We start from the raw sequence: 22877 nt of genomic DNA on the forward strand, positions 1-22877 counted from the left end.
CCTCGGATACGCCGCAAGCAACTCCCGGATCCGCGGCTCAACCTCATCAACGACCGACCCAGCCGATACCCGCTGATACTTCGGCGGCCGATCACTGGCCAACGCCGCCTTCACCGTGTTCCGGGCTACGCCCATCACCCGCGCAACCTCAGAAATCGACAACTGCTCCGACCGGCGCAACCGCCGGATCTCTGCCCAGTCCTCCACGCTCAACACTCGCTTCCTCCCTGGCTCGCCCGAGCCAAGGATCTCCAGGAAGCTGGTCAAAATTCACTTGCCGCGCTCCGGTCAGTATTCAGTTGCCGCCGACACTCTGCGGCGGGAACGGCGACTCATCAAGGTGCGCTGCACCCGCGGCTGGGGCCCGCACCGCATCCCCGCTCACCTGCGCCTGCCGCGCTCGACGGGTGGGAGGCGGTGCTGCGCCGCTACCGGATGCCGCTACTGCGCGATCTGGACAAGAACACCGGGCTGGTAGTACGCCGACCCGAACCGCACCGGTACGAGCACTGCGCACCTGGTGATCTGGCCGCTGTCGACAACAAAAGGCTCGGCCGTCAGGCGGGTGCTGACCGAAAGCGGATCCTGGTGCCGGGCAAAGGCGTTCGCCAAGGTGCTCGGTGACGGCATCGCCCACAAGAGGACCCGCCCGTAACGGCCGCAGACGAACGGCAAAGTCGAGCGGTTCAACCGCACCCAGGCCGCCGAGTGGGCCTACGCCCAGATCTACCTCTGCGACGAAGCCCGCGCGGCGACCTACCCGCCGTGGCTGCATCACTACAGTCAGCACCGACTCCACGCCGGCATCAAAGGAAACACCCATCGAAGGCCTACGCGTTCACAACTTGCCTGCGAACAACACCTAGTCGCCGGGGGTGACTTCGGTTGGCGGCACGTGCACGCGGACGGACACCCCACCGAGCGAGCGGAAGTCCGCCCGAGCTGTGAGATCACCGGCTATCAGTCGTTGCGGGGGTGGGCACGCTCCGGTCACGACCAACTGCCCGGGCTCCAGGGCGGTATTGAAACGCGCTAGGTGATTGGCCAACCACACCACCGCGTTGATGGGGTTGCCCATGCATTCCCACGCGGTCGTGGCCGCCCGAGGCTCGCCGTTGATACTGACCAGGATGCCCTCCAACGGCAAGTCGACGGGCGGCGGTGTCAATCGATCTCCGCACACGATTGTGGTGTCCACCTGCGTTGCGGAAGTGGCCATCGTGTGGATCATTCCGTAGCGGGGACTCAACGGCCACTGGGCGAGGTCGATGGTCGGTAGGAACCCCGCGATTGCGCGGGCCGCCGCGAGGGCCGTGACTCCCGGACCCTGGAGGCGTTCGCCGACCAGTACCCCCACCTCAGCCTCGACGAACCCGGCATTGCCGGGTTGGACCTCGACGATCGTGTCGGAGGTACCGAGGTTGGACTGCGAGAGCGTCGTCATTACCGGTGGGGCGATGCCAGCGGACAGCGCAGTAAGTTCGGACAGAAAGCCAAGGCGCTCAGCCTCTTTGACTGCTCCCCTGCTCGTCAAAGAGAGCCGGTATCCGACGATAGGATCGCCGTCGCGTTCGCGGCGGCGTTTCCAGGCCAGCTGCAACCGGTATGCATCGACGAAGTTCAGCTCCCCGGTTGCACCGATGTCCAATGGCGGATCGCCTCCCATGCCCGCCTCGAGAAGGTCCAGCAACTTGTCATCGCTCGCGCTCACGCTCACGTAACTTCCTCTCCCACGCAGCAGATGCTCTGTTGTGCAGTCGGCATGACTTGACGAGTCGCCCTCGCCAGTCAGTTGCCCTGCGGCCAGGGGAGGTTTCTCGTGGAGCCGCGGGCGCTGCCTAATTAACGTTCTGCAGAATCCGGCTGTCAACGTCTCGGTCCGTAGAACGGATTCTGTCGGCTTCCGTAACTGCCTGGCCGTCGGCAGGTTTCAGCTTGGGGGAGTAGGTCGTGGCTGCAGGTATCGGCCCTGGTGACTCCGGCTGTCGGCGACCAGTGTGCTCATTCTGAAGGGTGTGCTGGTGGTAATCCACCAGACGGCACTCGTGCTTGGTCCTTTGCCAAAGCCGCTGTTAGCGTCAACCGAAACCACGAGCTATGGCATGGGTAACACCTATCATGACGAAGTGACGGAGGATGTATGTCGGATACTGAGTCGGTTACGCAAGGCGACTCTGTTGATGAGGTGAAGGTGCTCCAGGTTGCACCTGGGGATCCGCACCAGCAGGGCGGTGATATCTACGATGTGGCGATCATCGGTTACGGTCCTGTTGGTGTGACGTGCGCGAATTTGCTTGGGCAGGTTGGCCTTCGAGTAGTCGTTCTGGAGCGCGACCCTGACATCTTCCCGCGTGCGCGCGCCATCAATATCGATTCCGAAGCGGTGCGCACCATCGCTTCGTTCGGCCTCGGTGACGAGGTGGTCCAAAACCTGCATCAGGGCGTGAATATCCGGTTCGTGAACAGTGCGGGCACCGAGTTGGTGAGGATCGCGTCGATTCATGGTCCTCGAGGAACCCTGCAGACCAACTTCATGCACCAACCCACCGTCGAATCGATACTGCGGGAGGGGGTCCGGCGATTCCCGAATGTCGAGGTACGCGCACCCTTCGAGGTGGCGAACGTCGCGGGCGGCCCCGAGTTTGTGACGATTCGCGGAGCCAATGGAAGCGAAATTCGGGCCCGGTACGCGCTGGGCTGTGACGGAGCCTCGAGTACCGTGCGCAAGAGCATCGGCAGTGAGTATTCCGGCCGGAGCTACGAACAGAAGTGGCTGACGGTGGTCGGCCGGATGAAGCGTGCCCAGGGAACAAGCCGTGATCCGAACTGCGGGCCGATGTTCGGTCGTGGACCGCATTTCCAAATGGTGTGCGATCCGCACCGGCCTCTTGGCGAAATTCCCACGCCGGGCGGGCTCTATCGTTTCGAAATGCAACTGCGGCCGGACGAGACCCCCGAAGAGTTCGAGGATGAGGCACGCATCTGGGATGTCCTCAGCGAGCGATCGATCGGCCCCGCCGATTTCGAGATCCGTCATTACTGGAGCTATACGTTCCATGTCCGCCAGGCGGCCCAATGGCGCGCCGGCCGGGTATTTCTGGTTGGGGATGCCGCTCACGTCATGCCGCCGTTCATCGGGCAGGGCGTGTCTGCCGGGATGAGAGATGCCAACAACCTGTGCTGGAAGTTGATCCAGGTGCTGCAAGGCGGGGTGTCTGAGCGACTACTCGATACTTACCAGACTGAACGATCAGCGCACGTCGCCGAATTCACCTTGATGGGGCAGAGAGTCGGTCAGATTCTCATGGTGAAGAATCCGTTGTTGGTCAAGGCGCGCGATGTGGCTTTGCGCTCATTCAGCCGGGTTGGCCCGTTCCGCGAAAGTTTCAGCGGACTGGCCAACAAGCGGGTTCCGATTCGGGTCGGTTGTATCGCGCCGAGAAGCAAGAAGGACAAAGCAGCGGGTCAGCTGTTTCCCGAGTTCGAGGTATTCGATTCCGAGGGGCGGTTGCGGCCGATCGATGAGCTGTTCGGCAATGACTTTGTGTTCCTGGGTATCGAAGTCGACCCGGCGGTCGCGATCCCGGCTGAGGTTCGTCAGCAATGGGCGGCTGTCAACCCGCGTTATCTGACTGTTCGGACGGGTCGGCGTTCCTGTGTCGATGGGGAGATCGCTGATCCAGCGGGTGTCCTATGGGACTGGTTCGAGGAAAACCACTGCAAAATCGCCTGCATCCGACCGGACAAGTATGTCTATGGCGCCGGGAATCCGACCGATGCGGTGCTGCGTGCGCCGCAGGAACTGCAGGCCGATCGACGACTTGTCAGCGCGCCGGCCGGTTGATCCTGTGCGGCGGATTCCGCAGTGATACTGCGGAATCCGCCGCGGCCATGGCAGAGCTATCCCGCCGAGCTCTCCGTGCAGCACACGGCCCGTGGCGACGGGCCTCGGCTAAGAGTTCCGCCACGATGCCGGCCCGATTGCTGCGGACCCTCGGTTGGTTGATGGACCTTTTGTCGCTGTGTTCCCCGCTGTCGAGACTGGGCGGCACGGTGAAGACGGGTCTGCTGCACGATCAGGTGACAGTTGATCGCCAAGTATCACGACCTCTGGCACGTCGAACGCTCGATTCGGATCTCCAAAAGCGACCTTCGTTCCCACAGCACCCGCAACGCCATCGAAGCTCGCCCGACCATCGTGTTCACCGCACTGGCTGCCGCGCACAACATGCAGGAACGCACCGGCCTGGCCATCGCCAAAGTGATCAAACGGCTACGGCCGCTACTGACAGCGATCATCGCCATTAGCCCGCCCGAGATCCCAGCGTCCCAACAGACAATTCTGGCCAGCCTCGACATCCCCGAAACTGGGGCACTAAGTGTGATGTCCTAACTCAGGGCCCATGGCCGAGCTATCCCGCCGAGCTCTCCGTGCGGCACACGGTCCGTGGCGACGGGGCCTCGGCTAAGAGTTCCGCCACGATGTCGGCCCGATTGCTGCGGACCTTCAGTTGGTTGATGGACCCTTTGTCGGTGAGTTCCCCGCTGTCGAGACTGGGTGGCACGGTGAGGATGATGAGGCGTTCGACCCGTTGCGAGGAGCCTCCGCCGGCGCGGGCCATGGTGGTCAGCCGCGCGGCGAGTTCGCGTCGCATATCATCATCGGGCACTCCCGCTGGGTTGCGGCGGTCAACGAGATCGGCCTTGAGCCACACCAGTGCGGCGACAAAATCGGCACCGGAACCACATATGACAGCATCGTCGATCAGTCCCGTACATACCTCGAGGAGCGCCGCGCGAACCGATCCGACGTGGACGAAGGTCCCGGTGGATAGTTTGAAGTCCTCAGCGATCCGGCCGGCGAAGACGAGACCTTGGGTGGGGTCCGCCTGGTCGGCCAGGTCTCCGGCGTCCCCGGTACGCAGATATCCCTCGCAGTCGAAGAGGTCCGCATTGAGATCCGGACGATCGAAGAACCCTGGGGTGACATTCGGTCCGCGCACGAGTATCTGTTTAGTTGAGCCGGTGGCCATGAGTTTCAACTCGACTCCAGGCAGCGGAACGCCGATCGAATCACTGCGCGAGACCGGGAAATGCGTCGTTGTGACAGCGGGCGCGGTTTCAGTCATCCCCCAGGAGGTCGTCATCCGCATTGTAGATCCGTGGATTCGGGCCAGCCGCTGGAGACGGTCCCAAAGATCTTGGGGCATAGGTGCTGCGGCGAAGAAGGCGATCCGAAGCTGGGAGAAGAACAGTCGCGCCTGCGCCGCTTCACGTTCGAGAATGGGGAGAAGCGCTGCGTAGCCCGAGGGCACATTGAAGTACACGGTGGGGTGGACAGTGCCCAGATTCTCTATGGTTCGATGGATCGCGTCGGGCGTCGGGCGGCCGTCGTCGATCCACAGGGTGCCACCATTGGCCAGCACCAGATTGACGTTGTGATTACCCCCGAAAGTGTGACTCCACGGCAACCAATCCAGCAGGACGGGCGGCTGATCGCGGAGGAATGGCCAGACTTGCCGAATCTGCTGCTGGTTGGCGGCCAGCATCCTATGGGTGTTAATCACACCTTTGGGAGCTCCCGTTGACCCGGAAGTGAAGAGGATCTTCGCGATATCGTCCGCGGTTACCGATTCGAGTGTGTTGTCGATCAGCAGTGGCGCGCTTTCGAGGTCTTCGAGTTCGACGAGACCGGTCCGACCGCTGTCGCCGGTCAACAGCATTGGACCGGGATCCAGTGCTTGTAACGCCGGCAGGTATCGGTCGTTCTCGGCGAACACTACTGCCGGGTCGACGATCTCGGCCATGGCGCGCACTTTGGCGTGATTCTTGCTTTGTAGGGAGTAGGCCACACTGACCGGAACCGCCGGGCTACCCACGCTATAGGCCGCTAACGTCAGCAACAGGTGAGTGATGCTGTTGTGCGACAGAATCATGATCGGCCGGCCTGCTGCTTCAATGTCGACCAGGCCCTGGGCGATACGACTGACGCGCTCCCGAGCCTCTGCCCACGTGCATTGCTCCCAGCCGTCACCGCGACGTTCGGCGACCAGGATGCGCTGAGGATGGTCGTTGCAGCCCTGGTGGAACGAATGCAGGATGGTGGGCGGATGCTCACCCAGCGGCACCTGTGAGGAGATCACCAGGGAGTCTGATCCCTTGCTCACGCTTATCTGCGGCGCGGCGAACAGATCGTCCGCCGGCTCGAGCTGGTCGGGTACGCGGCTTGCGGCGGGGGGATGGGTCACCGACCGTCTCCAATTCCGGTAGTTTTTCCCTGCAGACACTTTGGTGTTCGGGTCTGCCAATCGCGTGCTGAGATGTCGTTGGCCACCCAGTGACCCGCAGAGGCGGCGGCCGCCTGATCAGCCGAGAAATTGCGCGCGTGCGAACCGGGTACCACTGCCAGTTCGCCCTCCCAGTCCCACCGGTCGATTACCGACGACGGGACAATGTCGTCGTACGGATTGATCGGCGTGGGGTAGAACTTGGCGAACAACGTCGGGATTTCGGGGATTGGCAAGGCCACCTCGATGGCGACGGTTTCGCTGATGAGAACGGTCGCGGTGCGCCCGTCCAGCCTGATGGTTGGCAGTCTCATTCGAGCATCCTGTGAGGGTGGGCCCCGTCGGGGCGACATCGGTGACTCGACTCGCCGCGTCGGTGAGTGGAGGTTACGGACATGCGGGCAGGACACGGCCCACATTGGTCTATCACCCCGCCGCGGACTCCTAGATGCGCCAAGGCGGGTTTGGTTGTCGCGCGACAACACCCGGACAGTGATTCGGTACTTCGCGCCAAAGTCACGCCTAGTTCGATATCGGAACGGTTTGTGCTGCGCGACCGTTCATGAACGCGGTTCGACATGCATCGTCGGTCGCGGCCAAACGATGGTCCACCAACGCTGGAGGTTCGACATGGCCACCGAGATAGGAGATGACCGCGCGCTCGCTCTGCGGGGAAGGCGGCCATCAATGACGACGTCGGGCGGGGCAGCGCGATTGGATTCACGGCGTGACGACCGCGCCGCAATCGACAAGGCGTTCAGCTTACTGGTGGCATTCGGTCAATGCTCGGAACGGAACTTAGGCGTCAGCGAGTTGGCACGCAGGACAAGTCTGAGCAAATCAACGGCGTTTCGAATACTCGGAATACTGGAACGCAACGAGGCAGTGCAGCGGGTCGGAGCCAACTACCAGTTGGGTGCGCGCCTGTGTCCGGTTGGCGGCGCCGCCCAGTCGGCGAGCCAGGATCGTGTGCGTGACCTGCTCATGCCCTTCCTGGCCGAGTTGTTCGAGTCCACGCGGCAGACAGTTCACCTTGCGGTCCTGACGGGTCCCGATGTGCTGTATCTGGGCAAGCTGTGCGGCCACCGCACCGTCGGCGCGTCGCCGCATGTCGGTGAGTGTCTTCCGGCCTATCGGACCGTCGCAGGCAAAGTTCTACTCGCGTACTCACCCGAAGCCGGCGCCAAGGCGACGGCTACGCCGCTGCATGGGCCAACCCCGCACCTGATAGGCGATGCGGACGATGTGACGGCCGACCTCTCGGAGATCCGCCGTGTCGGTGTCGCCATTGATCGAGAGCAGACTCGGCCGGGTGTGAATTGTGTCGCGGCGCCGGTGTTGGGCCGCGACGGCCGGCCCTGGGCTGCCCTGTCGGTGTCTATGCACGTCGGCTGCGACCTCGGCGCCGTCACATCAACGCTTCGCCGCATCTGCGCCGCCGCCGCGGTGACGATGCAGCGGGATAGCGCGGCGCGCTATGCGTGATTGGCTATCGGGTCACCGGCCGGTGCGCCCCGCGGACAGTCGCGGAGACCGGCTCGTACGGCGGCGAACGGACATGTCTCCGATGGATTTCAGCAGCCAGAACGGCAGAGCTCGGTATGCGAACTGATATCTCTGGCGATCCACCAATGCGGCATGTCCGCCCGATCGCCTTTGCTCGGCGGGCATTGGGCGCGAAATGCGAGCGGTAGGGATGGACGCCGATCCGAGCGAGGATCAGCGCGGAGCCATCGACAAGGCCTTCCAGATACTTGACGCGCTCGGTGCGGATCCCGGCGCCGCAGTGAGCGCAACGGAGCTCGCCCGGCGGGTGGGCCTGTACCAGTCGACGACATATCGGGTGTTGGTTGCCCTGCAGCGCAACGGGATGGTGGAGCGTGTCGGCACCAAATACCGACTCGCCGGCGGCTGGCAACAGCTCACGAGGGCGAATGGTGCCCAAATGCACACCAGGTTGGCCGACGCCCTACTGCCGTATCTGACCGAGCTGTTCGTGAAGACCAAGCACACAGTCCACCTGGCGACTTTGGACCACGTCGACGTGCTGTACTTGGCGAAGTTGCACGGGCATGCATCGGTGGCCACTCCGTCCACCGTCGGTGGCAAGCTCCCCGCTCACTGCACGGCTGCGGGCAAGGCAATTCTGGCCTACAACCCCGATGCGGTAGCGGCGATCGTGGCCTCACCACTTCGCCGACTGACGCCGCGGTCCATCACCGATCCCAACGTGTTGGCTCGCCAGCTGGCCGCGGTTCACCGCGACGGTGTTGCGGTCGAACATCACGAGAGCCGGATGGGAGTCGCGTGCGTGGCAGCGCCCGTGCTTGGCCGATCAGGCAAAGGGCAGGTTGCGATTTCGATATCGGTGCCCGCCCATGTTGATCTGGGCCCGATGAGCAGACTGCTTCGCAGCGTGTGTGCCTCGGTTTCTCGGGCGTTGGCATCCAACTGAATCGATAGCGTCCCGTGGGATGGTGGACTTCGGATCTGGCGTGGTTCACGCAGCGTGATCAACGAGTCGTGATGAGCGCCAGGTTATTTTCTGTTGTTGGTCCAGTGCTGCGGCGACGTGTTTGGCGGCGATGATGGCGCGTAGTTCGTCCATAGAGATACAGGAGAGATCGCGGCGGGTGACCTGCCACTCGTCGTGGGATTCGATGACTACGGCGGTGGCCAGGCATAGGAGCGCCGCTTTCAAACCGGCGTGAGCATCGGAGATGACCAGATGCCCCCGAGAGGCCGCGGGCTTTCAGCGAGGCGAGGAATTTGCCCCAGGACTCATATGACTCGCTGTCCCCGACGGCGGTGACCAGCACTTCACGGGTGCCCTCGATGGACACCCCGGACTCGACCCCATCGCCGCCACGAGGTCGTGGAGGCTACGGGTGGAGACCCCGTGCACGTTGGCCTCCATGATCACCCCCGCAGCTTAGGGATCTACACCTCCACGTCACCCGCCGTGGTCGAAACCGTCTTGTGCCGCCCGGCGCGGATCAACTCGGCAAACACCGCCCCGGCTCCCGAAAACCCATCATGGGAGGGCTTACCCACTGAAATCAGGCAGTGGCGCGCTGATTCTTCAGTCTTACCGCGTTGTCCGGCCACTGTCGTACTGAGCGAACCGAACCGCATCAAGCCCGCCGTGCAAGAAAGCGGTATTCACCTCGGCGAAGTCGTCGGGACGCTCGTAGGGCGGCCAGTGCCCTGCTTCCGAAAAGACCACTAGGGCATTGTGCGGCAGATTTTCGACGTAATAGTCGGCCCCGGTCACGGGGGAGTAGGCATCTTCTTCCGACCACACCAGAAGCACCTCGGTCGAGACACTCTGAAGCATCGCCGGGGTGAGCATGAATTTCTGGTATACCTCGGGACGGGTGGAGGCCAGAACGCGGTCGAGGCGCTCACGGAACTCGGGTTGGTGGTAGATGCGATAACGCACCTCGACTAGTTCGTCGGTGACCAGCTCCGGGTTGTGAATGACCTGTTCGAGCCGCTTGCGGGTGAGTTCGCGGTCGTTGCTGAGCACCGCGGCCGAGGTGGTGCGAGAGATCAACTCCGCTACTTCCGGCCTGCCCATCGAGGGGTTGCCAGCGGCCAGCACCATCGTCGCGCGCCGCAACCTTTCGGGGTGGTGGGCTAGTAGCCAGCCCACTACCCATCCCCCCAATGAGATTCCTGTGATATTCGCTTTGGCGAACCCGTGCAGATCCAGGTAGGCGAGGACATGCTCGGCCAACACGTCGACGGTGTAGTCCACGTCGGGCTTCGCGGTGAATCCGTGGCCTAGCATGTCGATCAAGTGGACCTCGAACCCGGCGCGAACGTGAGCGGGGGCGGTACGGATAAAGGCCTCCAGATGCCCGCTCATGCCATGCAAGAAGATGATCGGCTCTCCGCTGCCGGCGCGCAGGCGCCTGGTGGGTAACCCGTTGACATCGATCACGTCTACTTCATGCGGGGTTGTGATCAGATCGGTCCACAATGACATCGATGCTTCCTAAACTATTGCGCTGAAGTGGAATCCATAGCCAGCTGGTGTCGGGTCGACGAGTTGGACGTTCGCGTTGGCGAGCCCTTCCCGGGCGGGACGTGTTTGCCCCGTTGGTGAACATGACCGCAGTCGACCCCGGTTGGATCAAGCCACAGTGGCCGTCTTCACGGCACAACAGCTTTGGTCGGCAGGCGTCGGATTGTCGGCACGTCCATCCACTATGAGACACCATGCACTGTCAGAGACCGCGCACGAGAAGTGAATCTTGGCGCCCAGAGCCCAAGTTAGGGACCGAATTTGTTGTATGACGCCGACTGTCGAACTCGGACAACGCCGAGTCGTCGACGGCGAGGACGGCGGCCACTTGCAACGCCGCGAGAACGTTCATCACCTCCTCATGTGAGGCGGCCGGGAGCAATTCTTCGGCGCAACGGATCCGGTAGGCGACGGTGTTGGGCGCGAGGTGAAGTTGTTTGGCGGCGGCGACTCGGCTTCGACCCGCCAGCAGATAGTGGTAGAGCGTCGTGCGCAATCGGGTGGTCTTGGAGTCGTTGTTCGCGAGCTCCCCGAGCGTCTCCTGCATGAAATCCCGGGCGTGCCCGAGGTCGGAGGTCATCAATGCGGCGAGTTTGATGTCGTCGTACGCCCACAGACCGGTCCGGCCGACGGTGCGGGCCAGCCGGGCGGTGCGTTGAGCCAGTTTGTGAGTACGGGCGAATCCTGCTGGGCCAGCCGCGATCTGCCCAATCGCCAGCGTCATGTCGCTGGGCAGCGCCGAACGCAACTGATCCATTTCCTCTGGTGCGGGACGACCGGCCCATGTCCACCAGACCCAGGTGGCGCCGTCAGCTGCTTCCAATACGACGCTACCTTCGGCGTCGAGTGCCTTGGCCGCAGTCGCGGCAAACTGCGAGATGGCCCGGGTGCTGTCGTGCAATTGTCCCGGTGACCGCCAGGCGACGGCGCCCAGGTGGCGACCGGCGAGGCGAATGCCGAGACTGCGCTCGGCCTCTGATGCGCTGATACGGCCGCCGATGAGGCTCTCCACGGTGCGGCGCTGGGCCGAGTGGAGCCGATTTTGCCAGCTGCGTTGCTCCGTCGCGAAGAATTTCAGACCCAAGTCAACCGCCACGCGGATATAGGCTGACATCAGGTCTGCGAGTTCGCTGACTTCCTCCGGCGTGTGGCGCGCCGGAACCTCGTTGATCAGACAGTGCACCAACGCCCGATACGTGGCCCCTTGGTCCTCGCATACCAACCGGGTCAGTGCCTCCAGTGGGACACCCTGGCGAGCCACGGACCGCAGGTCGTACAAAACTTCGATCGGTAACTGAACCTGACTTGCCGGCACGCCCCGTGCCATGCTGCGCAGCACCGTGAGAGTGACCGCTTCGCAGGATCGCCGGTTCGCTTCGTACTGCGCGGGAGTGATGGGGAGTTCCGGCATCTGGCTAGCCGCGCCCTCGGTGATTTCGGCTGCCAACTGAGCAGCCCATTGCACGCCGTCCTGTCCCAGATCGGCGTAGGCGTCGGCAAGCAGGTTCCGCGACGATCCAGGCGGCGGTATCGACACCCCGCTACGGGGTCGCAGAGTCTCCAGCCACTGAATGGACAACATCCACCTCCTGATCCGACTGCGGCGAGACGAGTGTTCGCCGTCTTCCTAGGTCAGCTCGCACATTCCCCGAAAACAACCTCCTGCTGGTGCAAGCTGTCTCTGGTGTGCTCGACGTGCCGCTCGAATAGTGCGACAGCCAGATCGGTGTCATGTGCCAGAGCGGCCTTCATGAGCTGTTCGTGCTCCGTGTGGATCCGCGGAGCGTCATCACTATCGTGCGAAAGTGACCAGGCCTGGTAGACCTCGGCTGCGGCCGAGAGGCGGGCGCACATGTCGAGTAGGACGCGATTGCCGCATGCCTCGACGAGTTTGTGGTGAAACGCCGCGTGGGCAAGTCCCCATCTGGCGTTGAACGTGTTCGGATCGCCGCTGACGTAAAGCGGCTCCCGGGTCATCCGATGGTGGGCCGCCAAGACTTCGGATTCCCAGGAGATCCCACCCCGTTCGATCGACCGCCTCAGGGCGGCTCCCTCGGTGATCGTGCGGGCCTCGACCAAGTCCGTCAGCGCATCGGTTGACAACGTCATCACGTAGTAGGCCCGGTTGCGCTCGAGGTGTACCAGGTCTTGTGTGGCCAGGAGGTTGAGCGCCTCGCGGGCCACGGTGGTGCTCACTTGGAAGCGCGCACCCAGCTCAGCCGGCTTCAACCGCGAACCGGGCGCGAGTCTCTTGTTGAGGATGTCTGCGCGTAGTCGTTCGACCACGTCAACGGTAAGGCTCTCCATGCCTGCTCGCCTCGCCACGGGGCAACGGTAGCACCGCCAATAAGCGGTTCTGGTGGGAATTATCGTTTCTATGGTGAGATTCCTTATCTCGCGGAACTCGGCCTGCGGTTTGATGAACCTGACGTCGTCTCCGGCACCGGTCAAGTCCATGGACGTGGTGTACGAGGTCGTCGGGTGAATCTTCGAGGTGATGGTTCAGGTGGTCAGTGCCGCCGGCTTGGTCTTCTGTTCGGCTGTTCGACGTCTGCACGGCTGAGACCGTCCGCAAGTGGGTTCGCCAAGCTCAGATCGACTCCGCTGGCCGGCCCGGGGTGACGACCGAAGAGTCGGCCGAGTTGAAGAAGCTGCGTCGAGAGAACGCTGAATTGCGCAGGGCCAAAGCCGTTCTGAAGACGGCATCAGCCTCTTCGCAGCCGAACCGGACCGGCCACACCACTGATCTGTCGGTTTATCGCCCAGCATCATGGGTCGCCTACACGGCCTGGATGGTCTGCGGTGGGGTGTCCAGTCGATCTGTGCCGAACTCATCGGTCTCGGTGTCAAGATCGCCTCTTCCACGTACTACCGACCCCGCGGCCGGCCGCCCGGCGGGCCTGGTCAACCGAGCAAGGCGTCTCGATCTGGAAGATGTTGTGCACCGGGCTGATAGGTGCTTGCAGCACACGTCTGTTCGGTTAACCGAGCGGCTGGCCGAAGCGGGTATCCAGCCGTCGGTCGGCGCGGTCGGCAGTTCGTATGACAACGCACGGGCTGATGAAACGATCAACGGCCTGTGCAACACCGAACTGATCAAGCCATGCAAGCCCTGGCGCACCTCCACCTGCCGAGCTTGAGGCAGCCTACTGCGATTAAAGACAGCCGCCAGCCGCTCGCTGAACTCTCACATCAGGAAGTCTCCCGACTCGCCGAGCGGTTCACCCACGCCCAGACACCGGTAGTGATCCTAGAAAAACCCCGGCCGAAGGCTGGGGAATCTGTAACCCATGACTCGACTCACTTACAGAGTGTCCGAGGGGGGACTTGAACCCCCACGCCCGTTAATAGGGCACTAGCACCTCAAGCTAGCGCGTCTGCCATTCCGCCACTCGGACATCATCCCTGGAGCCCGTCCAGGAGCAGCTAAGGCTAACGGATCGACGACCCGAGTCCCAAACCGGATGCGGTGCGGCTTACGTGGCGGGTACTCGCTGGGCGATCTGACCCGCGATCGCGCTGGCCGCTGTCGTAGGCCCGTCGAGGCTGCAGGCTTCGACGTCCACCGCCACATTGCTGTGCACGGTCAGCGCGCGCTGGCAGGCCCACTGCTGCGGACTGCGCTGTACCCGGGACACCGCGAGCACGCCGTGGTCGGTGTCGGCCCGCCCGACCGACCACACCTGATCGGGCCCGATCGGCTGGGCGTAGTTGAGCTGCCGGTCGGCGCAGCCGGCCCAACTGCGCTGCGAGGCGGTGAAGAAGTCGGTGGCGGCTTGCGCCGTCGGGAACAGCGCCACCGCCTGCACCGCGTAGTGCGACCACTGCGGCGCTGTCGGGGGATCCCGCAGGACTTGGCCGTGGATGGCGGTCGACCCGCTGCTGGCGTAGACACCCTGCTGCGCCGCACCAGCGATCGCCAGGCAGTTCACGTCGGCGAAGTGGGCGCTGTCGTTCCAGGCTTTGTCGACGTCGGTGGTGACAACCACGTCGTCACTCGACAGCGCGGTGCCGACGTCCGGTGCCGGCAACAGCAGCGTCGGCAGGGCATCGGGGCTGGTCAGCGGCGCCTGTTGGGCGGGCATCGCGGTGCCCGACGTCATCGCCGAACAACCGCTGACCGACAGGCACAGCACGGCCGCGATCAGGGGGAGGCGGGGGGTCACCCGGTAAATCAAACCCTATATCGGCGTGTTGTGCGAGTGGTTGAAGGGAATCTTGTGATAATGCGCGGCCTCCGCGCCCGCGGCCCGGCGGCGCCAGTGGTAGGAAAGGTGACTGTGACACAACCCGTCGACGAGGTGGTTGATCTCGTTAGCGCCCTCATCCGGTTCGACACCTCCAACACCGGTGAGCTGGCGACCACCAAGGGCGAGGCGGAGTGTGCCTTGTGGGTGGCCGAACAGCTCAGCGCCGTCGGCTACGCGACCGAGTACGTCGAGTCCGGTGCGCCCGGTCGCGGCAACGTCTTCGCCCGCCTCTCTGGCGCCGACCCCAGCCGCGGCGCCCTGCTTATCCACGGCCACCTCGACGTCGTGCCCGCCGAACCGGCCGACTGGAGCGTGCACCCGTTCTCCGGAGCGGTCGCCGACGGCTATGTCTGGGGGCGCGGCGCTGTCGACATGAAAGACATGTGCGGAATGATGATCGCCGTCGCGCGGTACTTCAAACGCGCCGGCATCGTCCCGCCCCGCGATCTGGTCTTCGCCTTCGTTGCCGATGAGGAGCACGGCGGCACCTACGGTGCGCAGTGGCTGGTGGACAACCGGCCCGACCTGTTCGACGGCATCACCGAGGCCATCGGCGAGGTGGGCGGCTTCTCGCTCACGGTCCCGTGCAAGGACGGCGGGGAACGCCGGCTGTACCTGATCGAGACGGCGGAGAAGGGGCTGTCTTGGATGCGGCTGACCGCCCGCGGCCGGGCCGGGCACGGCTCGATGGTGCACGACGACAACGCCGTCACCGCGATCGCCGAGGCCGTCGCCCGGCTGGGTCGCCACCAATTCCCGCTAGTGCTCACCGATTCGGTGGAGCAGTTCCTCACTGCGGTCGCCGAGGAGACCGGCTACAGCTTCGACCCGGCGTCACCGGACCTGGACGGCACAATTGCCAAGCTCGGCGGCATCTCCCGGATCGTTGGAGCCACGCTGCGTGACACGGCCAACCCGACCATGCTCAAGGCCGGCTACAAGGCCAATGTCATTCCGCAGACCGCGGAGGCCGTTATCGACTGCCGGGTGCTGCCCGGTCGCAAGGAGGCCTTCGAGCGCGAGATCGACGAACTGATCGGCCCGGACGTCACCCGGTCCTGGGAGCGTGACCTCCCGTCATACGAGACGACGTTCGACGGTGACCTGGTCGAGGCGATGAACGACGCGTTGCTGGCCGTCGACCCGGAAGCCCGCACCGTTCCGTACATGCTCTCCGGCGGCACGGATGCGAAAGCCTTTGCTCGCCTTGGGATTCGCTGCTTCGGCTTCATCCCGCTGCGGCTGCCTCCGGAGCTGGACTTCGCGGCGCTGTTCCACGGCATCGACGAGCGGGTACCCGTGGATGCGCTGCACTTCGGGACCCAGGTACTCGAACACTTCTTGAGAAACTGCTGACCGACCCCGAAAGGACCGCCATCCCATGGCTTTTGACTACAACCCCTACGACTTCCTACCGAAGTTGCCCGGTTTCACACTGACCAGCACCGACATCACCGACGGCAAGCCGCTGAAGAACGCTCAGGTCAGCGGCATCATGGGCGCCGGAGGCGAGGACGTCTCCCCGCAGCTGAGCTGGTCGGGATTCCCCGAGGAGACCCGCAGCTTCGCTGTCACCGTCTACGACCCGGACGCCCCGACCGCGTCGGGCTTCTGGCACTGGGCGGTGGCCAACCTGCCTGCCACCGTCACCGAATTGCCGTCCGGGGTCGGCGACGGCTCGCTGCTCCCCGGTGACGCGCTGACCCTGGTCAACGATGCCGGCGTGCGCCGCTTCATCGGTGCCGCCCCGCCGGCCGGCCACGGCTACCACCGCTACTTTGTCGCCGTGCACGCCCTCAATGTGGAGAAGCTGGAACTCGCCGAGGATGCCAGCCCGGCCTATCTGGGGTTCAACTTGTTCATGAACGCGATCGCGCGGGCCGTGATCCACGGCACCTACGAGCAGAAGTAGTTCGCCCCCCCGGCGAACAGACACAAACTCGCACATTTTCGGCCCCGAAAAGGTGATTCTGCGTCTGCTCGCGGGTGCTGTCAGCGGGCGGCAGAGCCGACTGCCTCGCTCAGCGATGCGAAACCGCCGGCGCGCAGCCGCGCGGCGATGCCGTCGTGAATGTGCTTGGCCCACAAGCCGCCGCCGTAGATGAACCCGGTGTAACCCTGCAGCAGTGACGCGCCGGCGACGATGCGCTCCCAGGCGTCGTCGGCCGTCTCGATGCCACCGACGCTGATCAGCACGAGTTGGGCACCGACGCGGGCATGCAGCCGGCGCAGGATCTCCACCGACCGCCGTGCCACCGGCGGCCCGGAGACACCGCCCGCGCCGAGGTCCTCGACGCCGGGAGTGCGCAGACCCGCCCGCGAGATGGTGGTGTTGGTCGCCACGATGCCGGCCAGTCCGAGCTCCACGGCGAGGTCGGCGACCGCGTCGACGTCGGCGTCGGACAGGTCCGGGGCGATCTTCACCAGTACCGGCACCGACGTCTCGGCCAGCACCGCCGACAGGATCGGGCGCAGCGACTCGACGGCCTGCAGGTCGCGCAGTCCAGGGGTGTTCGGGGAGCTGACGTTGACCACCAGGTAGTCGGCCAGCGGGCCGAGCAGCCGCGCGCTGGCGGCGTAGTCCTCCGCGGCCCGTTCGGGTGGGGTGAGTTTGGTCTTGCCGATGTTGACACCGATGGGCACGTCGGGGTGGTGGCGGGCCAGTTGCAACGCCAGCTGTCCGGCGCCGTGGTTGTTGAAGCCCATGCGGTTGAGCAGTGCGCGGTCCTGCGCGAGCCGGAACAGCCGTGGCTTCGGGTTGCCGGGCTGCGGCTGGGCGGTGACAGTGCCCACCTCGGCATAACCGAATCCCAGCGCACCCCAGGTGCGCAGCCCGGTGCCGTCCTTGTCGAAGCCCGCGGCCAGGCCCAGCGGGCCGGGAAAATGCACACCGAACACGGTGCTCGCCAGCACCGGGTCGCGCGGCGCAAGCCGGCGACGCAGCTGCCCACAGGTGGTGCTCGGCGTCGTTGCGGCGCGCAGCGCGCCGAACACCAGCGTGTGGACGCGTTCGGGGGGCAGCAGGAACATCGCCCGCCGCAGCGCGGTGTACATCACAGCTCGGGCTGATCTATGGTCTGGCCGGTGAGGCGGGACTTCTTGCGTCGCAACAGAACTCGTCGGCTTCCGTCGGTGTAGAGCCGCACCCTGGTCAGCTCCCAGCCGCGGTACTCGGCCTCGATCGACAACCGGGTCGACGCGCTGATGCGGGTCACCTCCGGCGGCAGCCGCAGCGGAATCCACTCGTAGTCGTCGGACAGCTCGACTTCCCAGCTGGCCGGCATCCTGCCGTGGCGTGCCGCGCTCATCGGCCACCGGCCGCGTTGCGGATCACCTGGATACCGGCACCGGAGCCGGACACCACGTAGAGCGTGCCGGAGGCGTCGTCGAAGGCCAGCGAGTTCGGTTGCTGCACGGTCGGATATCGCACCTTCTCCACGGGGATGCCAGTAGCGAGATCGTAACCAACGACGGTGTTCGCTGCCGTCTGCGAAACCCACGCCAGGCCGCGGGAACCGGCTAGCCCGTACGGCGCCTGCGGCACCGGGTAGGCCTGGCGTTCGATCAGCGGGTCCACGCCGAACACGAGCAGCTGCCCGCCGCGGGTGTCGGTCACCAGGACTCGGCCCAGCGGATCGGCGACGATGTTGGTGGCTCCTTCGCCGGCACGCAGGGCCTGCTCGCCACGGCCCGCACTGTTCAGCGCGGTCACCGAGGTCTGCCCGCGGTCGAGCACCACCGCGTTGTCGCCCTCGGTGACGATGGCGTCGACCCTGGCGAAGATCTTCACCTTCTCGGCGACGGCGGTGTCCGAGCCCAGTGTGAAGGCAGTGCCGTCGGCGCTGCCGAGCACCAGGCGCCCGTCGGAGCGCCGGGCGATCGCGGTGAAATCGGTGTCGGCTTCCTCGCTGATGCCCATGCGTGCCGTGGTACCCGCGGTCAGGTCGACGGCGAAGTAACCGCCCCGTGTCGACAGGTAGGCCGTGCCCTGGCCGTCGCCGGCGAGCGCGGTGGCCGGTCCGGGCAGGGTGATGTCGCGCCGCGCGCCCGACTCGCCCACCACGGCGACCGTCGCTGCCGCCTGCGGCGTGTTCCCTGCGGCGAAGACCACCAACGACCGGGTTCGGCCGTCGAAGAACGCAGCCTGCGGACGGCCCCCCAGGGGGAGTACCTGGCCCGCCGGGCGTGTCGACGGCGGCGGGGAAACGGCGGGCTGTGCCGGCTCGATCGTCGGCGGCGGCGCGGTGAGCGGATTGGACGAACACCCGGTCAGCGCCGCGGCGATGACCAGCAACACAGCCCCGTACCTGCGCAAACGGGCACTGTTTACGAAGTGCGGCAACGGGTAGCCCCTGAACGTGGTCAAGATCAAGCGAGCGGGTCGCCCACTGTCGATGACAAATTCTAGGTGTCCGCTACGCAGATAAATCCACCAACATGTCCACTGCGGCGCCGTAAGTGGCGTTATGGTGACTTCATGACGCTGGCCGCAACTCCGGAGTCCGACGGGCGCGAGTTTGCTATCGAGCACCTTTCCACTGGCGTGTTCGCCAGCGGGTTCGGTCAACTCGGTGATGGCCGCAGTTTTTCCTTCCAGGTTCGTCGCGCTCAGCTGGCTGTCGAGGTGTATCACCCCCGGTTGGCCGGTCCGGTCCCGCACGAAGAAGACGTCATCGCCGTCGCGACGCGTAATCTCACCGACTTCGACGTCGACGACGAACGTAGTCTGAGCGCCGCGGTTCGCGACGCGATCGCTGCGGCTCAGCCGGTCGCACGCCCCGCCCGCTGACCATCAGCGATATCGGCTACGGTCAGCGGCGTGGATGTCACGCCCATGTCCTGGCTGCAGGTCGTCGTTCTGTCGATCGTGCAGGGACTGACGGAGTTCCTGCCCGTCTCGTCCTCGAGCCACCTCGCAATCGTGTCCCGGATTTTTTTCGCCGGTGATGCCGGCGCCTCGTTCACCGCGGTGTCCCAGCTGGGCACCGAAGCCGCTGTGCTCATCTACTTCGCCCGCGACATCGTGCGCATCCTCAAGGCCTGGTTCAACGGATTGCTAGTCAAGGCGCACCGAGACAACCCCGACTACCGGCTGGGGTGGTACGTCATCATCGGCACCCTGCCAATCGTCGTGCTCGGACTCGCGTTCAAGGAAGCCATCCGCGGGGAAGTGCGCAACCTGTGGGTGATCGCGACCGCGATGCTGGTGTTCTCCGCGGTGATCGCCGCCGCCGAGTACTTCGGGCGCCAGACCCGCCACGCCGAGAACCTCACCTGGCTCGACGGCATGCTGGTCGGAATCGCGCAGTGCCTCGCGCTGGTTCCGGGTGTGTCGCGCTCCGGCTCCACCATCAGCGCCGGCCTCTTCCTCGGGCTCGACCGAGAACTGTCCGCGAGATTCGGCTTCCTGCTTGGTATTCCCGCAGTTCTGGCGTCGGGGCTCTTCTCGCTGCCGGACGCGTTCCATCCGGTCACCGAGGGCATGAGCGCGACCGGTGCGCAGCTGCTCGTCTCGGTGATCATCGCGTTCGTCGTCGGCTTCGCGGCGATCACCTGGTTGCTGCGGTTTGTCGCCCACCACGTCATGTACTGGTTCGTCGGTTACCGGGTGGTGCTCGCGTTGGTCGTGATGGCGCTGCTGGCCACCGGAGTGGTGGCTGCGGGATGAGCGCCCTGTGACCGTCATCCTCTTACGGCACGGGCGTTCGACGTCGAACACGGCGCACACCCTCGCCGGGCGTAGTGAAGGCGTCGAACTCGACGACAAGGGCCGCGCGCAGGCCGACGGACTCGTCGCACGGGTCAACGGCCTGCCCATCAAGGCACTGGTGCGTTCGCCGCTGCTGCGTTGCCGGCTGACGCTGGAACCGTTGGCGGCAGAGCTGGGGCTCGAGCCGCTCGTCGACGAGCGACTCGCCGAGGTCGACTACGGGCAGTGGACCGGCCGGGCGCTCAAGGACCTGGTCACCGAACCACTGTGGTCGATCGTGCAGCAGCAGCCCAGCGCGGCGGTGTTCCCCGACGGCGAGGGCCTGGCCCAGGTCCAGGCCCGTGCGGTGGCAGCGGTCCGCGAACATGACCGCAGACTGGCCGAGCAACACGGCGCCGACACGCTGTGGATCGCCTGCACGCACGGCGACGTCATCAAGGCCGTCGTCGCCGACGCTCTGGGTGCACACCTCGACAGCTTCCAGCGCATCACGGCCGACCCGGCGTCGATGAGTGTCATTCGCTACACGCCGATGCGGCCGTTCGTGGTGCACGTCAACCACACCGGAGCCGAGCTGGCCTCGGTGTTGAGCGCCCCGCCACCGTCGGAGGCCGAGAAGAGCACCGACGACGCCGTCGTCGGTGGCTCGACGGACTGAGCTGACGTTCCCCACCGCAGTCCGCCGAATTACGGCGCAGCTGCTTCTGCCGGTATTTTGGAGTCAACCATGGCCCGCGCAATTCATGTCTTCCGCACACCCGACCGATTCGTCGCCGGGACCGTCGGGCAGCCCGGAAACCGGACGTTCTATCTGCAGGCGGTGCACGACAGCCGCGTCATCTCGGTGATCCTGGAGAAACAGCAGGTCGCGGTGCTGGCTGAACGTATCGCGGCGCTGCTGGTCGAGATCAACCGCCGGTTCGGCACCCCGCTCCCGCCGGAGACCGATGTCGAGGACCTTAGCCCGTTAGTCACTCCGGTGGACGCCGAGTTTCGGGTCGGCACGATGGGCCTCGGCTGGGATTCTGAGGCGCAGACGGTGGTCGTCGAGCTGTTGGCGGTCTCCGAGACCGAGTTCGACGCGTCGGTGGTGCTCGACGACGCCGAGGAAGGCCCCGACGCCGTCCGGGTTTTCCTCACTCCCGAATCCGCCCGCCAGTTCGCCTCCCGCTCGCATCGCGTCATCTCGGCCGGACGGCCGCCGTGCCCACTCTGTGACGAACCGCTGGATCCGGAGGGCCACATCTGTGTGCGTACCAACGGATATCGGCGTGGCGCGCTGGGTGGGGTCGACGACGATCTGGACCTGTGACGGCCGCCGACGAAGCTTCGGACCGCCAGGCGTTGCGGCGGGGCGAGCTGACCGTTCTGGGACGGCTGCGCACCGCGAGCAACGCGACATTCCTCTGTGAGGCCAGCTGGGCCGAACACACCGTGCACTGTGTGTACAAACCCGTCGCCGGCGAGCAGCCGCTGTGGGACTTCCCCGACGGGACGCTGGCCGGCCGCGAACTCGGCTCCTACCTGGTTTCGGCCGCGCTGGGTTGGGATATCGTGCCGTACACCATCATCCGCGAGGGGCCTGCCGGTCGCGGCATGGTGCAGCGCTGGGTGGAGCAACCCGGCGATGTCGACGACCACGAGCCGCAGCGTCCCGATCTGGTCGATCTGTGCCCGCCCGGATCGGTTCCGCCGGGCTATCTTTCCGTCCTGCGCGCCTACGACTACGCCGGCAACGACGTCACGCTGGTGCACGCCGACGATCCGCGGCTGCACCGGATGGCGGTCTTCGACGTGATCGTCAACAACGCCGACCGCAAAGGTGGCCACATCCTCGCCGGGGTCGACGGCCGGGTGTACGGGGTGGACCACGGGGTCTCACTGCATGTCCAGGACAAGCTGCGTACGGTGCTGTGGGGTTGGGCGGGCAAGCCGGTCGACGACGAGACATTGGAATCCGTTGCGGCCCTGGGCGAGCTGCTCACGGGTCCGCTCGCCGAGGAGTTGCGCGAGCACATCACCGCCGCCGAGATCGCGGCGCTGCGCCGCCGGGTGCGCACTCTGCTCAAGGACCCGGTGATGCCGGGGCCGGACCGGCAGCGGCCGATACCCTGGCCGGCGTTCTAGCTCGGCTGGTCCGGCTCGCCCGGTTGCCAGTGCAGGATGCCACCGTCGGCCATCAGCGACATGTACAGCCGTCCGCCGGCCAGTCGGAACCCACGCACATAAGCCAGCGCGGTGAGGACTTTGTCGGCCTGCGTCGGCGGCGGACACCCCATCTCTGTCACGGCGATGGAGCCGAACGTCAGGTGGCCGGAATCGGTGGACGACGCACTCGCTTGCCAAGTGGCACTGCCACGGTTGCAGTCGAGGCGGAACGCGGCGCGGCCGTTGGCGCCGAAGGCGACGGTGTACTTCGCCGGGTCGTCGAAGGTCAGGGTGCCCTGCTCATCGCTCATCGACTCCAGGCTGAGCAGTCGCCAGCTGGTGCCGGTCAGTGGGTGGGCCGGCTCGGACGTGCTTGCGCAGCCGATCGCCACCAGCGCGGCGCCGGCCAGAACCCACAACAGGCGCATCTGCAGCAATCTACCCGCGGGGTC

21 protein-coding genes, 1 tRNA gene and 5 pseudogenes are annotated in these 22877 nt (G+C 65.1%); 13 read left to right on the plus strand and 14 right to left on the minus strand.

From position 1 onward, the window contains the following. Window positions 1–216: pseudogene (locus ACXDF8_RS21285) on the minus strand (IS21 family transposase); the annotation flags it as partial. On the opposite strand from ACXDF8_RS21285, the pseudogene ACXDF8_RS21290 reads away from it, so the two are divergent. Continuing rightward, window positions 116–866, plus strand: a pseudogene (locus ACXDF8_RS21290) (integrase core domain-containing protein). The pseudogenes ACXDF8_RS21285 and ACXDF8_RS21290 sit on opposite strands and share 101 nt — an antisense overlap. Here the strand turns inward: ACXDF8_RS21290 and ACXDF8_RS21295 are convergent. Then, on the minus strand, window positions 863–1711 hold the full coding sequence (locus ACXDF8_RS21295) for a 2-keto-4-pentenoate hydratase (RefSeq protein ID WP_457225271.1): 849 nt from the start codon (window positions 1709–1711) through the stop codon (window positions 863–865). The pseudogene ACXDF8_RS21290 and the gene ACXDF8_RS21295 overlap by 4 nt on opposite strands. A gap of 429 nt (window positions 1712–2140) precedes the next feature. Here ACXDF8_RS21295 and ACXDF8_RS21300 point away from each other — a divergent pair, with 429 nt between their 5' ends. Both ACXDF8_RS21300 and ACXDF8_RS21305 read left to right on the plus strand, forming a co-directional pair. Then, window positions 2141–3844, plus strand: a complete 1704-nt coding sequence (locus ACXDF8_RS21300; RefSeq protein WP_457225272.1) for a bifunctional 3-(3-hydroxy-phenyl)propionate/3-hydroxycinnamic acid hydroxylase — start codon at window positions 2141–2143, stop codon at window positions 3842–3844. Window positions 3845–4084: 240 nt separating this feature from the next. Continuing rightward, window positions 4085–4393 (plus strand): annotated as a pseudogene (locus ACXDF8_RS21305) (IS1634 family transposase); the annotation flags it as partial. Window positions 4394–4412: 19 nt separating this feature from the next. Here ACXDF8_RS21305 and ACXDF8_RS21310 read toward each other — a convergent pair. Both ACXDF8_RS21310 and ACXDF8_RS21315 read right to left on the minus strand, forming a co-directional pair. Further along, complete coding sequence (locus ACXDF8_RS21310; protein ID WP_457225273.1) at window positions 4413–6248, minus strand: AMP-binding protein; 1836 nt, start codon at window positions 6246–6248, stop codon at window positions 4413–4415. Continuing rightward, a complete protein-coding gene (locus ACXDF8_RS21315) occupies window positions 6245–6601 on the minus strand; it encodes a fumarylacetoacetate hydrolase family protein (RefSeq protein ID WP_457225274.1) in 357 nt (118 codons plus the stop codon). The genes ACXDF8_RS21310 and ACXDF8_RS21315 overlap by 4 nt, the downstream gene beginning before the upstream one ends. A gap of 373 nt (window positions 6602–6974) precedes the next feature. On the opposite strand from ACXDF8_RS21315, the gene ACXDF8_RS21320 reads away from it, so the two are divergent. After that, window positions 6975–7772 (plus strand): IclR family transcriptional regulator, encoded by a 798-nt coding sequence (locus tag ACXDF8_RS21320; protein WP_457225275.1) that lies wholly within the window; start codon window positions 6975–6977, stop codon window positions 7770–7772. Window positions 7773–7983: 211 nt separating this feature from the next. Continuing rightward, window positions 7984–8742 (plus strand): IclR family transcriptional regulator, encoded by a 759-nt coding sequence (locus ACXDF8_RS21325; RefSeq protein WP_457225276.1) that lies wholly within the window; start codon window positions 7984–7986, stop codon window positions 8740–8742. Between the two features lie 45 nt (window positions 8743–8787). Here ACXDF8_RS21325 and ACXDF8_RS21330 read toward each other — a convergent pair. From ACXDF8_RS21330 to ACXDF8_RS21345, 4 genes and pseudogenes are all read right to left on the minus strand, one after another. Then, a pseudogene (locus tag ACXDF8_RS21330) lies at window positions 8788–9142 on the minus strand (transposase); the annotation flags it as partial. Window positions 9143–9375: 233 nt separating this feature from the next. Beyond that, entirely contained in the window at window positions 9376–10272 is an 897-nt protein-coding gene (locus ACXDF8_RS21335; RefSeq protein WP_457225277.1) for an alpha/beta fold hydrolase, read from the minus strand. 247 nt (window positions 10273–10519) lie between these two features. Beyond that, window positions 10520–11899 carry a PucR family transcriptional regulator gene (locus ACXDF8_RS21340; RefSeq protein ID WP_457225278.1) on the minus strand — a complete coding sequence of 460 codons (1380 nt, stop codon included), beginning with the start codon at window positions 11897–11899 and terminating at the stop codon, window positions 10520–10522. A gap of 50 nt (window positions 11900–11949) precedes the next feature. Continuing rightward, a complete protein-coding gene (locus ACXDF8_RS21345; protein WP_457225279.1) occupies window positions 11950–12642 on the minus strand; it encodes a GntR family transcriptional regulator in 693 nt (230 codons plus the stop codon). A gap of 611 nt (window positions 12643–13253) precedes the next feature. On the opposite strand from ACXDF8_RS21345, the pseudogene ACXDF8_RS21350 reads away from it, so the two are divergent. Then, a pseudogene (locus ACXDF8_RS21350) lies at window positions 13254–13439 on the plus strand (IS3-like element IS987 family transposase); the annotation flags it as partial. 190 nt (window positions 13440–13629) lie between these two features. Here the strand turns inward: ACXDF8_RS21350 and ACXDF8_RS21355 are convergent. Further along, window positions 13630–13715, minus strand: a tRNA-Leu gene (locus ACXDF8_RS21355). Between the two features lie 78 nt (window positions 13716–13793). Then, complete coding sequence (locus tag ACXDF8_RS21360) at window positions 13794–14483, minus strand: sensor domain-containing protein (RefSeq protein ID WP_457225280.1); 690 nt, start codon at window positions 14481–14483, stop codon at window positions 13794–13796. 60 nt (window positions 14484–14543) lie between these two features. Between ACXDF8_RS21360 and ACXDF8_RS21365 the strand changes: the two genes are divergently transcribed. Further along, the gene (locus tag ACXDF8_RS21365; RefSeq protein ID WP_457225281.1) at window positions 14544–15923 is read left to right on the plus strand and encodes a M20/M25/M40 family metallo-hydrolase; all 1380 of its coding nucleotides are present in this window, start codon (window positions 14544–14546) and stop codon (window positions 15921–15923) included. Window positions 15924–15948: 25 nt separating this feature from the next. Further along, entirely contained in the window at window positions 15949–16479 is a 531-nt protein-coding gene (locus ACXDF8_RS21370; RefSeq protein ID WP_457225282.1) for a YbhB/YbcL family Raf kinase inhibitor-like protein, read from the plus strand. 80 nt (window positions 16480–16559) lie between these two features. Here ACXDF8_RS21370 and ACXDF8_RS21375 read toward each other — a convergent pair whose 3' ends face one another. Genes ACXDF8_RS21375 through ACXDF8_RS21385 form a run of 3 tightly spaced genes read right to left on the minus strand, consistent with a single transcriptional unit; the run spans window position 16560 to window position 18861 of the window. Then, window positions 16560–17621 carry a quinone-dependent dihydroorotate dehydrogenase gene (locus ACXDF8_RS21375; protein ID WP_457225283.1) on the minus strand — a complete coding sequence of 354 codons (1062 nt, stop codon included), beginning with the start codon at window positions 17619–17621 and terminating at the stop codon, window positions 16560–16562. After that, a complete protein-coding gene (locus ACXDF8_RS21380) occupies window positions 17621–17875 on the minus strand; it encodes a DUF5703 family protein (RefSeq protein WP_457225284.1) in 255 nt (84 codons plus the stop codon). Before ACXDF8_RS21380 ends, ACXDF8_RS21375 begins: the two co-directional genes overlap by 1 nt. Then, window positions 17872–18861: a YncE family protein gene (locus ACXDF8_RS21385; RefSeq protein ID WP_457225382.1), complete on the minus strand. Its 990-nt coding sequence runs from the start codon at window positions 18859–18861 to the stop codon at window positions 17872–17874. The genes ACXDF8_RS21380 and ACXDF8_RS21385 overlap by 4 nt, the downstream gene beginning before the upstream one ends. Before the next feature lie 183 nt (window positions 18862–19044). On the opposite strand from ACXDF8_RS21385, the gene ACXDF8_RS21390 reads away from it, so the two are divergent. The 5 genes from ACXDF8_RS21390 to ACXDF8_RS21410 all read left to right on the plus strand — a co-directional run bounded on the left by ACXDF8_RS21390 (window position 19045) and on the right by ACXDF8_RS21410 (window position 22404). After that, a complete protein-coding gene (locus tag ACXDF8_RS21390; RefSeq protein WP_457225285.1) occupies window positions 19045–19356 on the plus strand; it encodes a hypothetical protein in 312 nt (103 codons plus the stop codon). 45 nt (window positions 19357–19401) lie between these two features. Continuing rightward, window positions 19402–20235: an undecaprenyl-diphosphate phosphatase gene (locus ACXDF8_RS21395; protein WP_457225383.1), complete on the plus strand. Its 834-nt coding sequence runs from the start codon at window positions 19402–19404 to the stop codon at window positions 20233–20235. A 7-nt stretch (window positions 20236–20242) separates the two neighbouring features. After that, the gene (locus ACXDF8_RS21400; protein WP_457225286.1) at window positions 20243–20935 is read left to right on the plus strand and encodes a histidine phosphatase family protein; all 693 of its coding nucleotides are present in this window, start codon (window positions 20243–20245) and stop codon (window positions 20933–20935) included. Window positions 20936–21004: 69 nt separating this feature from the next. Then, a complete protein-coding gene (locus ACXDF8_RS21405; RefSeq protein ID WP_457225287.1) occupies window positions 21005–21589 on the plus strand; it encodes an Rv2134c family protein in 585 nt (194 codons plus the stop codon). Continuing rightward, window positions 21586–22404 carry an Rv2133c family protein gene (locus ACXDF8_RS21410; RefSeq protein WP_457225288.1) on the plus strand — a complete coding sequence of 273 codons (819 nt, stop codon included), beginning with the start codon at window positions 21586–21588 and terminating at the stop codon, window positions 22402–22404. Before ACXDF8_RS21405 ends, ACXDF8_RS21410 begins: the two co-directional genes overlap by 4 nt. Here ACXDF8_RS21410 and ACXDF8_RS21415 read toward each other — a convergent pair. Beyond that, on the minus strand, window positions 22401–22853 hold the full coding sequence (locus ACXDF8_RS21415) for an META domain-containing protein (protein WP_457225289.1): 453 nt from the start codon (window positions 22851–22853) through the stop codon (window positions 22401–22403). The genes ACXDF8_RS21410 and ACXDF8_RS21415 overlap by 4 nt on opposite strands. Between the last annotated feature and the right edge of the window lie 24 nt (window positions 22854–22877).

The organism is Mycolicibacterium sp. CBM1, assembly GCF_054073305.1.

Excerpts from the sequence above, each read along its gene's own strand:
- ACXDF8_RS21300 (WP_457225272.1), top strand. The coding sequence starts at position 2,141 with ATGTCGGATACTGAGTCGGTTACGCAAGGCGACTCTGTTGATGAGGTG.
- ACXDF8_RS21315 (WP_457225274.1), bottom strand. The coding sequence starts at position 6,601 with ATGAGACTGCCAACCATCAGGCTGGACGGGCGCACCGCGACCGTTCTC.
- ACXDF8_RS21320 (WP_457225275.1), top strand. The coding sequence starts at position 6,975 with ATGACGACGTCGGGCGGGGCAGCGCGATTGGATTCACGGCGTGACGAC.
- ACXDF8_RS21325 (WP_457225276.1), top strand. The coding sequence starts at position 7,984 with ATGGACGCCGATCCGAGCGAGGATCAGCGCGGAGCCATCGACAAGGCC.
- ACXDF8_RS21340 (WP_457225278.1), bottom strand. The coding sequence starts at position 11,899 with ATGTTGTCCATTCAGTGGCTGGAGACTCTGCGACCCCGTAGCGGGGTG.
- ACXDF8_RS21365 (WP_457225281.1), top strand. The coding sequence starts at position 14,544 with ATGCGCGGCCTCCGCGCCCGCGGCCCGGCGGCGCCAGTGGTAGGAAAG.
- ACXDF8_RS21370 (WP_457225282.1), top strand. The coding sequence starts at position 15,949 with ATGGCTTTTGACTACAACCCCTACGACTTCCTACCGAAGTTGCCCGGT.
- ACXDF8_RS21375 (WP_457225283.1), bottom strand. The coding sequence starts at position 17,621 with ATGTACACCGCGCTGCGGCGGGCGATGTTCCTGCTGCCCCCCGAACGC.
- ACXDF8_RS21380 (WP_457225284.1), bottom strand. The coding sequence starts at position 17,875 with ATGAGCGCGGCACGCCACGGCAGGATGCCGGCCAGCTGGGAAGTCGAG.
- ACXDF8_RS21390 (WP_457225285.1), top strand. The coding sequence starts at position 19,045 with ATGACGCTGGCCGCAACTCCGGAGTCCGACGGGCGCGAGTTTGCTATC.
- ACXDF8_RS21395 (WP_457225383.1), top strand. The coding sequence starts at position 19,402 with ATGTCCTGGCTGCAGGTCGTCGTTCTGTCGATCGTGCAGGGACTGACG.
- ACXDF8_RS21405 (WP_457225287.1), top strand. The coding sequence starts at position 21,005 with ATGGCCCGCGCAATTCATGTCTTCCGCACACCCGACCGATTCGTCGCC.
- ACXDF8_RS21415 (WP_457225289.1), bottom strand. The coding sequence starts at position 22,853 with ATGCGCCTGTTGTGGGTTCTGGCCGGCGCCGCGCTGGTGGCGATCGGC.